The 12,063-nt window shown below is 72.9% G+C and carries 5 protein-coding genes; 1 reads left to right on the plus strand and 4 read right to left on the minus strand.

What is annotated here, in order from left to right; translation table 11 throughout:
• Positions 1 to 17 precede the first annotated feature (17 nt).
• Complete coding sequence (locus ACQEUX_RS03410) at positions 18 to 1,019, plus strand: sulfotransferase (RefSeq protein ID WP_433040920.1); 1,002 nt, start codon at positions 18 to 20, stop codon at positions 1,017 to 1,019.
• On the opposite strand, the gene ACQEUX_RS03415 is transcribed toward ACQEUX_RS03410, so the two are convergent.
• The 4 genes from ACQEUX_RS03415 to ACQEUX_RS03430 are packed head-to-tail and all read right to left on the minus strand — an operon-like array spanning position 994 to position 12,059.
• Positions 994 to 2,124 carry a glycosyltransferase gene (locus ACQEUX_RS03415; RefSeq protein WP_433040923.1) on the minus strand — a complete coding sequence of 377 codons (1,131 nt, stop codon included), beginning with the start codon at positions 2,122 to 2,124 and terminating at the stop codon, positions 994 to 996. The two genes, ACQEUX_RS03410 and ACQEUX_RS03415, sit on opposite strands and share 26 nt — an antisense overlap.
• Positions 2,121 to 6,041 carry a non-ribosomal peptide synthetase gene (locus ACQEUX_RS03420; protein ID WP_433040926.1) on the minus strand — a complete coding sequence of 1,307 codons (3,921 nt, stop codon included), beginning with the start codon at positions 6,039 to 6,041 and terminating at the stop codon, positions 2,121 to 2,123. Before ACQEUX_RS03420 ends, ACQEUX_RS03415 begins: the two co-directional genes overlap by 4 nt.
• Positions 6,042 to 6,066: 25 nt before the next feature.
• A complete protein-coding gene (locus ACQEUX_RS03425) occupies positions 6,067 to 7,563 on the minus strand; it encodes a GMC family oxidoreductase (protein WP_433049575.1) in 1,497 nt (498 codons plus the stop codon).
• A gap of 5 nt (positions 7,564 to 7,568) precedes the next feature.
• On the minus strand, positions 7,569 to 12,059 hold the full coding sequence (locus ACQEUX_RS03430; protein WP_433040929.1) for an amino acid adenylation domain-containing protein: 4,491 nt from the start codon (positions 12,057 to 12,059) through the stop codon (positions 7,569 to 7,571).
• Positions 12,060 to 12,063 lie beyond the last annotated feature (4 nt).

The following is a 12,063-nucleotide window of genomic DNA, read 5'->3' on the forward strand; positions in this document are numbered from 1 at the left end:
TCTCGAGGAGGCGTCTGATGCCGACCGGCCCGGAACCACCCCCTGTGCTGTTCATCAATGGGCTACACCGCAGCGGTACCACGCTGACCGCGGCCGCGGTCACCGAGGCTACGGGCGGCGTCACCACCACCGCCGGCTACCTCGCCCAGCACATCCCGTCGCTGGCCGACTTCCTCGCCGCGGCTCCGGCCTCCGGCGCGACCCGCGGCGTGGACCGGCTCGCCGTCACACCTGACACCGCCGAGGAGTACGGCTTCCTGCTGCGCCGCTTCACCGGCCACAACTCGCTCTATGCCGACCCGGCCGGCGTCGGCGTGCTCCGCCAGGCGATCCGCGAACTCGGCGCACCGGGCACCACGGTGGTCCTGAAGAACCCGTTCGACCTGGGCCACGAGAAACGGTTGCTGACCGACTTCCCGCAGGCGCGGATCCTGCTCATCCGACGCCGTCTCGGCGACGTGCAGGGGAGCACCCGGCAAGCGCTCGCCCGGATCCTGCGCACGCCGAGCGGTTACACCCAGGCGCTCGGTGCGGACGGCATCCGGCCCGGCCGGCTGGCCCGGATTCTCTCGCCCGGCCCGGTCGGCCGCCTGCTCCGGGCGCTGATCAACGGCTGGATGTACGTCCGCGTTCTCCGGCTCATCCGCGGCGTCCGCGGGCTGCCGCCGGACCGGATCGCGTTGGTCTGCTACGACGAACTGCGCGCCGACGCGACGGCCGGCGCCGCCTGGGCCGCGCACCTCCTCGACCGGGAGGCGCTGGCCGACGCCTTCACCCGGCGGGCCTTCGCCCAGCGGGGACCGGCGTATTCGGGCAGCCGCCTGGCCCGATGGCTGGACCGCCGATGGGAGAGGGCGTGGGCGGCGGCCCGTGACGCCCAGATCCGCGCCGGTGTGCTGCCCGTACCGCCACCGGCCGGAGCCAGTGGCGGTACGGGGATGATCTCCGGCGGGCAGCGGTCGGCCGGGCCGGCGACACCACCGGAGTCCCGGGTCAGCGGGCCGGCACCAGAGCGGTGAGGTCCTCGGCGACCTGCCGTGCGCCAGGCGGCCCGTCAACCGGCGCCGGCGCAGGCAGGTCGCGATCACGCCCGGCCACCTCGGCCAGCCCGGCCGCGATCTCGTCCGGCACCGGGCCGGCCACCCGCACACCCGCCGACGACAGACGCCCGCGTTGGTCATCGAGCATCCGAGGCCCGGGCACCGCGACCACCGGTACGCCGTGGTGCCGGATCTCCTGCACGGTGTTGTATCCGCCCTGACAGACCAGCAGATCGGTGTCGCGGTACAGGCTGTGCCGCGGGTCGACGTAACCGGTCACCGTGACCCGGGCGCCCGGCACCGGCGGCAGGGTGAGCCGGCCGGTGAAGAAAGGTCCGGTCACCACCAGCACCGACGCCGGGCGCGACCCCAGGAACGCCGCGACGCCGGCCACCGCGGCGGTGAGGAACTCCTCGGCGTCCGGGTGCCCGCCACCGCCCGCGGTCACCGCGACGCGTAGTCCGGTGTCCTCCGGACCCCACACCGGCCGGTCGTCCAGCGGGCGGCGAATCACGTCGGCGACCTCCCGAACCCGGACGGAGCCCGCCGGCACCGGCGCACCGATCGCGTACACCGTGCCGATGGCCGGCACCTCGGCCGCCACCCACGCCGCCGGGTCCGGTCGGTCGGTGCGCGGCCGGTGCAGGTACGCCTGGGGGGTTTGGCGTCGGGCCGCCGTGGCGTACAGCGCGCCGTGCACCAGCACGTCGTGTAGCACCAGGTCGGCGTGCCCGGCCGCCTCCTCGACGATCAGCTCGGCCAGGCGGCGCCGGTCTCCGGCCGGCGCGTCCAGCAACGCGGCCGCCCGCAGCCGGACCGACTCGTTCATCTGAGCGCCGGCCAGGCGCTGTCGGGCCTCCGCCGCCGCACTGCCGCTCCACGCCTCGCCGATGACACACTCGCGGTACATCGGGAGCACCAGTTGGGGAAAGCCGTGGTCACGCAGCAGCCGGTGCTCCTGGTCGGCGAAGAACAGCGAGTCCCAGCCGAGCGCCCGCAGCTCGGTGTGCACGGCGGCCAGCCTGGAGGCGTGTCCCAGGGCCTGGTTGCCCCAGGCGAAGCTGACCGCCAGCCGGCCGGTCACGCGGCTCGCCCCGGTGCCGCCGGAGCGAGCCAACCCGCCACGCTGCCGGCCACCTCGGTGAAACGGTCCGCGATGGTGAAGTGGTCGCCGATCAGCGGTTGCACCACCAGCGCATGGTTGACCTCCCGCCACGCCGGCACCGGGTCCGGCCGCTCCGTCTCCTCGGTCGCCACGAACAGCAACACCGGCTGCTCGAGGCGCCCCGGCCGGTACGCCGCCATCAGCCCCAGCTCGTGCTCTTGGAGGTGCTTCAGCCGGGCGTACGTGTCCACGCCGATGTCCTCGGGCAGGAGCCCGTGCGCCACGCAGGCGTCGCGCGCCGCCCGGGTGCGGTCATGCTCCGGCGCGCGACGGATTGCCTCGTTCACCGCCTCGGGTACCGGCCCTCGGGCCAGGCCGATGGGGAATGCCAGGTGCCGCTCCAGATCTCCGGTGGGCAGGTGCAGTTCGCGGATCTCGCTGTCGATCATGAAAACCTGGGAGCGGTGCCCGCGGGCCTCGAGCTGCCGGGCGACCTCGTAGGCGAGCAGACCGCCGCTGGACCAGCCGCCCAGCACGTACGGGCCCTCCGGCTGTAGGCGTTGCATTTCCTCCCGGTAGCTGGCCGCCATGGTTTCCAGGTCGGGCGGAAAGGCGCTCTCGTCCGGGTTGATCAGTGCGCGGCTCTGGAAGGCACGGACCGGTCCCGGCCAGGCGTCGGCCAGCGCGCGGTAACGGTCGATCGACCCGCCGACCACGTGGAACAGGAACAGCGGCCGTCCCGGACTGCCGGACAGCTCGACCGAGCAGTCGCTCAGTGCCTTGCCGTCCTGGATGGACGCGGCGAGCAGCCGTACGGTCGGCATTTCGAACACCCTGCCGACCGGTACGTCCGCGCCGAGCTCCGAGCGCAGCCGGTTGACCATCCGCAGAGCTTGCAGTGAGTTGCCGCCGAGTGCGAAGAAGTCGGCGTCCGGGTCCACGTCGGCGAGCTGGAGCAGATCCGCCCAGAGCGCGCGTAGTCGGCCGGTGAGCGGGCTGTCCGGGACCGGGGCGGCCGGCGGCGGATCGAGGGCGTCCACCGCGGCGACCGCGCGATCGGTGTCCACCTTGCCATTCGCGGTCAGTGGCAGCTCGGCTACCACCCCGATGCGGGCCGGGACCAGGTGGGCCGGGAGCCGGCCGCGCAGGTGTGCCAGCAGCTCCTGTTCGCCCGGTTTCTCACCCGGAACCGGGACGACCAGAGCGAGCAGGCGGGGTGTGCCGCCCGCGCCGGCGCCGATGCAGGACACACAGTCCCGGACGGCGGGGTGGCTGCGGATCGCCGCCTCCACCTCGCCCGGCTCCACTCGGAAGCCCTGAATCTTCACCTGCCGGTCCTCGCGCCCGAGGAACTCGATGGTCCCGTCCGGCCAGTAGCGGCCCAGGTCACCGGTCCGGTACAGCCGCTCACCGGTGTGTGGATGGACGACGAACCGGTCCGCGGTGCGTTCGTCGTCGCGCCAGTAGCCGCGCGCCAGCCCGGCGCCGCCGATGAAGATCCGGCCCACCGCCCACGGCTGCCGGATGTCCAGCCGATGGTCGAGCACCCGCATCGTCTGGTTGGTCAGTGGCCGGCCGTACGGGACGCTGCGCCAGGCGGGGTCGACCTCACCCACCTCGAAGATGTTCGACCAGATCGACGCCTCGGTGGCGCCGCCCATCGCGACGATCCGGGCGCCCGGCCAGGCCGCGCGCAGCCGGTCCGGCAGCGCGGTGGGCACCCAGTCACCGCTGAGCAGGAACGCCCGCACGGGCGCTCGGTCCGCCCCGGGCCGGGACTCGGCCACCTCGAGCAGCATCTCGGCCAGTGCGGGCACCGAGTTCCATACGGTCACCCCGTGCCGGGCGGCGTCCGCGGCCCAGGCGATCGGATCCGGCCGCTCGCTCGCCGCGGGCAGTACCAGTGCGGCGCCTGCGGCCAAGGTGCCGAAGACGTCCCAGACGGACAGGTCGAAACTGAGCGACGAGATGCCGAACACCCGGTCCGCCGGGCCCAGGCCGATCCGCCCGTTGATGTCGAGCACGGTGTTCAGGGCGGCCCGGTGCTCGATCGCGACTCCCTTCGGCCGCCCGGTCGACCCGGAGGTGTAGATGACATACGCCAGATCGTCCGGCCTGCCGTCGTCCGGCCCGGCCGGCCCACTGGTCCCGGCCACCTCGTCCACCGCCAGGGTGGGCAGGCCGGAGGCCACCGGGTGCGTCGACTTCGCGAGCACCACCGTGGCACCGGACTCGTCGAGCAGCATGCTGAGTCGGTGCTCCGGGGTGGTCGCATCGATCGGGCAGTAGGCGGCGCCGGCCCGCAGCACGCCGAGTACCGCGATGACCTGCTCCCAGCCCTTGGTCAGCACCACGGGCACCACGTCGCCGCGACGGACCCCGCGCTGGCGCAGCCATGCGGCCACCCCTCGGGAGCGGGCCGCGACCTCGGCGTAGGTCAGCACCCGGTCGGGGGTGATCACCGCCGGTGCGTCCGGATGCGCGGCGGCCTGGGCCAGGAAACCGTCCTCCAGCCGGCCCTCGGGCAACTCGGCGGCGGTGTCGTTGATCCCGGCGATCAGCTCCCGGTGGGCCGGTGGAACCAGGTCGGGCTCGCCGTCGCTACCGTCCGGTCGACCCAGGGTCTCCAGCAGGTGCCGGTAGGTGCCCACCATCAGGTCGGGCAGACCGGGCGGGAACGCCGCCTCGACGAAGTCCAGCATGGACGACACGCCGCCGTCCGGGGCATCCCGGATCTGGTCGTCGATGAGCACCTGTGGCGTGTGCTGGATCCGGTCGACGAGCCGGAAAGCGGGCCGGCTGACCACCGCCGTGTCCCAGCCGGGACCCTGGTTGCTGGTGAACACGAATGGGAAGGTGGCCCGCTGAGTCCAGCCGTGCCGTGCGGCCAATTCCCGGCCGATTCGGACCGCGGTGACGTCACTGTTCGCCATGTCCCGGAACAGCTGCTTCTGCAGACGCTGCGCCCGGGCCCAGAAGTCGCCCTCTCGGTAGTCGACCTCCAGCGGCAGGGTGGCGCTGCGCTGCCCGACGACCTGCTCGGAACCCGCGTGGCGAGTGGCCATGTTCTGGTGCACCACGTTGAGCACGAAGTGCGGGTTCTCGGCCCAGGCGGCGAGCGTCTCGGCGTAGACGTGCAGCAGGCCGGTCGTGGCGAGTACCCGATGCCGGCGGAAGTTGGCTTTGAAGTTCGCCCACTGCGTGCCGGTCAGGAAGCTGCGCCGGCCGGTGAACGACACCTCGCCGATGCTGCCCGGGCTGCGGGCCAGCGGCAGCCGCGGGGCCTCGCGTAGGGAATCGAGGCGAGACTCCCAGTACTCCCACTGCTTGCGGAACGCATCGGTTTTTTCGTACTCGACCAGAGCGAGCTGCCAGTCCCGGAACGTCGTCTTCACCGGGGGGAGCCGGACGTGCGGGTCCCGGTAGAACTCCAGCCACTCCAGGATGCAGCGGCGCAGACTCGGCCCGTCCAGCAGGATCAGGTTCATCCGCAGGTGCACCCGGCAGCGGTGCGGGCGGATCCGGCTGATCTCTACCTCGAACAGCGGCCACGCGGTCGGGTCCAGGCCGCCGCTCTCGCTCATCCGATCCCGGGTGCGCCGCAGCGACTCGTACCGCTCCTCGTCTCCCACTCCGGTCAGGTCGATCACCGGCACTTTCAGCCGGGGCAGGCCGGCCAGATCCAGGACCTCCTGGGCGCCCTCCTCCAGAATCACCGTGCGCAGGTGCTCCTGCCGGTGCACGACGAGGTTGAGTGCCTCCTCCGCGCGCACCGGATCCAGGCCCACCACATCCAGCTCGACGTAGTAGTTCTGCCGGCCGCCGAGCTCGATCAGCCGGCTCTTGCCGACCAGGTAGGCGACCTGCATGTCGGTGAGCGGAAACCGGTTCGTCATCATCATCTCCTTGGGTCGATGTGGGTCAGCGCATCCATCGGGCCATTCGCTCGGCGAGCAGCACGCAGGTCAGGGCGGGCGGGGCGCTGGGCTGGCTGGGGAAGACCGAGGCGTCGGCCACCCGCAGACCGGCCACCTGGTGCACGCGCCCGCGCCCGTCCACCACCGCCGCCGCGTCATCGGCCGGACCCATCCGGGCGGTACCGGCGGCGTGGAACAGCGGCACGGTCCAGCGGGCCAGCGCGCCGCGCAGCAGCCGGTCCTCGGACACCATCCGGTCGGTCCAGACCAGGACCCGTTTGAGGTTCGCGGCGAACTCCGGCGCCCGCACCACCGACCAGGCCAGCCGGACCGCCCGCATCAGTCGTTCCACGTCGGCGGGCGCGGTCGCCAGGCCGAGGACGATCTCCGGACGGTCGGTCGGGTCGGGCGTGCGGATCAACACCGAGCCGCGCGACTCCGGCCGCAGCAGCACCGACGAGATCATCGCGGCGGTCCGGGTGCCCAGCGCGCCGCCCGCCTCGGGCAGTCCGCCGGTGCTGATGTCCGCGGCCAGGAAGACCGCCAGGTCGGGGTCGCCGCCGTCACTCGCGGCCCGGGCCATCACCTGGTACCACGGGCCGCCATCGCGGCAGGCGGCCGGCAGCGGGTGGGTCCAGATCGGCACCGCCGGATGGTCGGTCAACCCGAGGCCCACCCCAGGCAGGTCCACCCGGGGCCGGACGCCCAGCGCGGCGAGCCGGGCGGCCGGGCCGATGCCGGACCGCTGCAGCACAGCCGGGGTGCCGATCCCGCCGGCCGTGAGGGTGACCCGGTCGGCGGGGACGCGGGTCACGCGGCCGTCGCGGATCACCTGGACACCGTTCGCCCGCTCGCCGGACAGCAGCACCCGGTCCACCATGCACCCGGGCCACACCGTGAGGTTTGGCCGGTCGCGAGCTGGGCCGAGGTGGGTGCGCGTGGTGGCGTACCGGCGCCCGTCGCGGCCGTTGCACGGGATCGGCCCGGCGCCGGTGCCCGTGCCGGCGCCGGAATCCGGCAGGACGGGCAGGCCGAGACCGTGACAGGCCCGTAGGAACGCGCCGGCCAGCACCCCGAGTTCGTCTGGCCCGGCCCGGTGGATCGGCACCGGCCCGCCGTCCGCCTCCAGCGCGGTGTACCACGGCCCGGTCTCGGCCCACGACCACTCCGGGTTGCCGGCCGCGGCCCAGGCGTCGAAATCGGCGGGCAGGCCGCGCAGCGCGATCGCCCCGTTGATGGCCGAGGTGCCGCCGAGCAGCCGGCCGAGCGGATACAGCGCCGTCCGCCCGGTCGGTTCCGGGCCCACGTACGCGCGGTAGTCCCAGTTGTGCCCGGACACCACCGGGATGCCCAGGGTGTCGGCCGGCGCGTCCGGGCCGGCCGGATCCGGGCCGGCCTCGATGAGCAGCACGCGCCGGCCCTGGTCTTCGGACAGGCGGGCGGCCAGCACCGCGCCCGCGGTACCGCCGCCGGCCACCACGTCGTCGAAGCCGGATGTCATCACGGTCAGGCACCCGCCCGTTCGCGTAGCAGCCGGGCCAGTTCTGCGACGGTTGGGCTGTCGAACAGCATCTCCAGTCCCTCGTCGGCGCCACTGTCGACCCCGAACTCGGCGCGCAGCCGATCAAGGATCTTCACCGCGTGCAGCGAGTCGCCGCCCAACTCGAAGAAGTTGTCCTCCACTCCGAAGTCGTCGTGCCCCAACGCGTCGCGCCAGATCGCGACCAGCCGCCGCTCCACGTCGTCGCGGGGCGCGACCCGCTCCTCCACGGCGGCGGACTCCCACGGCGACGGCAGCGCGGAGCGGTCCACCTTGCCGTTGGCGGACAGCGGCAACCGGTCCACGACCATCAGGTGCCGGGGGACCATGTAGTCCGGGAGCACCTCCTCCAGGGACTCGCGCAGCCGAACCGGGTCCACGTCGGCTTGGTCCTCCGGGGCGGCGGCGAGCAGCACGTGCTGCTCGTGCGCGTCCACTGCGGCCGGTCCGTCCGGGACCGCCGCGAAGCGCGCAAACCCGGCTGCCGTGACCTGTTCCGCCCATTCCGGCACGGTGAGCAGCGGCAGCTCCCGCTGGCCCTGATGGCTGCCCAACCCTTCGATGAAGCCCACCGAGATCATCTGGACCAGGGAGTTGGCGGTCCCCTCGACCAGCACCAGCACGCCGCCCGGCGCGAGCACCGACCGCAGGTGTCGGAGGCTTCGCCCGAGGTCGCGGGCGTCGTGCAGCACGTTGGCCGCGATCACCACGTCCACCGAGCCGGGCGAGACGCCCTGCCCGCCGGGCGGCTGATCGATGTCGAATACTCCGTAGTCCACGAACGGGTACGAACGGAAGCGCGGCTTGGCCCGCTCCGTGAAGTACGTCGACACATCGGTGAACCGGTAGTGCACCCGAGTCACCGGCAGCCCCCGCAGCACCTGGGTGGTGGTCGCACCGGTGCCCGCGCCGACTTCCAGGATCCGCACCGCCCGGCCCGCCGGCGCCTTGTCCACCAGGGCGCGAACCACCCGGGCGGTGACCCTGTTCTGCAGGTGCGACACGGGATTGCCGGCGTACAACGCGTCGGTGATCCGCGGGTCGCCGCCGGGCAGAAGCAGTTCCAGCGGGCTGACCTCACCGCGGAGCATCTCCACCTGGTTCGCCACGCAGCTCGTCAGGTAGCCGACCAGGGCCTCCTGCCCGTCCGGGCGCAACCCGGCCAGTCCGTGCCGCACCTCCTCGTCGAGCGCCGCGACGTCGGTCTCGCCGAGCCGACCCCGGTCGGCCAGGACCCGTAGCCACTGCGCGAGCAGGCCCCGATATCCGGGCTTGAGGCCGTGCCGCTCGATGATCTCGCCGGCGTCGGTGCGGCCGGCCGCACCAAGCGCGGCCAGGGTGCGGGCCATCACGGCCGGGGCCAGGCCCTCCACCGCGTGCCACAACTTCCGGTACCCGGTCAGCTCGGCGTCCAGGTCGGCCAGGCCGCGGCGCAGTTCCGAGTCACCGCTGTCCCGGACGTGCCGCCAGACGGCCAGTCGGTCCACCGCGGGGCCGCTCGCCGCGGTGTCGCCGCTCGCGGGTACCACGTGGGCGACGAGCTGACGACGGCCGGTCGCCGGGTTCACGTCCACGTCCACCACGGCCTCGGCCACCCCGGGGTCCCGGCGTAGCGCCGCCGTGATCTCACCCAGCTCGATCCGGTACCCGTTGATCTTCACCTGGGAGTCCTGCCTGCCGAGGAACTCGATGTCCCCGCCGGGCAGGTAGCGGCCCATGTCGCCGGTCCGGTACAAACGCTCGCCGGTCCGTGGGTGGACGAGAAACCGTTCCGCCGTCCGCTCCGGGTCGGCCCAGTAGCCGCGCGCCACGCCGGCACCACCGATGTAGATCTCGCCGACCGTCCACACCGGGCAGGGCTCGAGCGTCGCATCGTGCACGTGCATGGTCTGGTTCGCCAGTGGCTTGCCGTAGGGGATGCGAGTCCAATCCGCCGGCACCTCACCGATCGGATAGACGATCGACCAGATGGAGGCCTCGGTCGCTCCTCCCAGGCTGATCACCTCGATGCCGGGGTGCAGCGCGCGCACCCGGCCGGGCAGGCCGACCGGGATCCAATCGCCGCTCAGCAGCGTCAGCCGCAGCCGCGCGCCCGGCACCGGCCCGTCGCCGTGGTGATCGGCCCAGACCTGTTGGAGGGCCGGCACCGAGTTCCACACGGTCACCCGGTGGCGGACGACCAGATCGGTCCAGTGCGCCGGGTCGTGCACACCGTGTGGGTCCGGCATCACCACCGCACCGCCGGCGGCGAGCAGGCCGAACACGTCGTACACGGAGAGGTCGAAGCTGAGTGCGGCGAGGGCGAGAGTCCGGTCGTCCGGGCCGATCCGGAACCGCTGGTTGATGTCCTGGACGGTGTTCGCGGCGGCCCGATGGTCGATCATCACGCCCTTCGGTTCACCGGTCGAGCCGGAGGTGAAGATGACGTACGCCAGATCGTCCGGTGCGGGCCCGTCGGCGAGGGGTGCCTCCGATGCGCCGGTCACCTCCGGGTCGGCCGGCGTGACCACCCGGACGCCGACCGGCCAGGTCAGCTCGTCGCGCAGCTGCGGGCTGGTGACCACCACGCGGACCGCACCCTGGTCCAGCAACCGGTGCCGCCGCGCCTGCGGCCAGTGGGCATCGATCGGTAGGTAGGCTGCGCCGGACAGGGTCACGCCGAGCACCGCGGGCACCTGGTCCAAGCCCTTGTCCAGCACCACCGCGACCAGGGTGTCGCGTGCCGCGCCCAGCTCGCGCAACCGCCGGGCGAGCCGCCGCGCCCGGGCGACCGTCTCGGCATAGCTGATCTCACCGTCCGAGGTGATCACCGCGACTGCGTCCGGCTGGGCCGCGGCCCGTTCCTCGACCAGGTCCGGCAGGGTCCGTACAGGCAGCGGGGTGGTGGTGCGATTGGCGGCGGCGCGTTCCGCGGCCTGCCCTGCTGGCAACTCGGTCAGGTCGGTGCAGTCCCAGGCGGCCGGGTCGGTGGTCAGCCGGTCCAGCATCGCCCGATACGCCGCGAACATGTCGTCGAGCACCCCGGCGGGGAACAGGGCTTCCACCGCGTCCCAGTTCCAGACCAGCTCCCCGGCCTCCTCGGACACCTGGTGGTCGAGCCACACCTGCGGCGTCTGGGTGATCGCGTAAACCTCGTCGCCGAAGAACCTGATGCCCTGCGCCGGATCAGCGCCGGGAGCGCCGAGCACCAGCGCGCTGGTGAACACCACCGGCATGGCCGCGCCCGGCCCGGCGCCCAGCCGGCGGCTGCGTTCACGCAATACCCGTACCCCGCTGTACGACAGGTGTTCCATGTCGCGCAACAGCCGGCTCTGCACGTCCTGGACCCGCCCGGTGAATCCCTCGTCCATCCGTGCGGGTACGGCCAGCAGCGACACCGAGGTGAAGTCGCCGACCACCGAGTTGATCTCCGGGTGCACCGGTGGCCGGTTGAACAGGGTCAGGTTCAAGGTCAGATCGGTCTGCCCGGACCAGCGGCGCAGCACCTCGGCGAACGCGGTCATCAGCACCGCCGACGGGGTGAGGCCGCGCTGCCGCGCACCCGCGGTGAGCGCGGCCCACCGATCCCGGGACAGCCGGGCCGCCCGCCGGGTGAACTCGGTCCGGGTGAGCTGTGCGGGCTGGACGGCCAGGGGCAGCGCCGGGGCCGGGGGCAGCGAGTCCAGCCGGTCCAGCCAGTAGCGTTCGTCCCGGGCGTATGCCTCGCTGCCGCGCGCGGCCTCCTCGTGCAACACGTAGTCGCGGCAGGACAGGCCGATCGGTGCGGGCTGCCAGTCCGGGTCCTCGTAGAACCGCCGCCACTCGCCGAACAGCAGGTAGAGGCTGAACCCGTCGAGGATGAGCACGTCCAGGCTCACGTGCAACCGGATCCGCCCGCCGCCGAGCAGGGAAGCCCGGATGTCGAACAGCGGCCACCGGTCACTGGGCAGCACCTGGTGGTCCATCTCGGTGCGGAGCCGGGCGAGTTCCTTGTCCCGCATCTCGGCCGGCAGATCGGCGAGGTCGGCGACCGCGATCTCGTATTCCGGCACCTCGGCGAGCACCTGCTGGCGGCCGTCCGGGCGGATCGTCATGCGCAGCATGTCGTGGCGCGCGATCACCTTCCGCAGCGCGGTGGTCAGCCGGTCCGGGTCGAGTCCGGTCCGCTCCAGCTCGAAGTAGTAGTGCGAGGACACCCCGCCCAGTTCCACCGCCGATCCCCGGCCCACCCGATAGGCGTGCTGGAGGTCGGTCAGCGGGAAGGGCTCGAATCGGTCCTCCGGGTGGGCGGTCAGCGTCCGGTCGGGGCCGTCGCCCGCGCCGGCGAGCAGGGCGATCAGGTCGTCGCGGTCGGCGCGTAGCCGGTCCCGCAGCCCGGGGGTGAGCGCACCGGCGGGGGCGATCACCTCCAGGCGCCCGTCGGTCAGTCGCAGCCGGATGTCGAGCCGACGCAGTTCGGCAAGCAGTTCCAGGGCCATCGGT

It is taken from the genome of Micromonospora sp. CA-259024 (assembly GCF_050936255.1).
In the GTDB taxonomy this organism is placed as follows: Bacteria; Actinomycetota; Actinomycetes; order Mycobacteriales; family Micromonosporaceae; genus Micromonospora.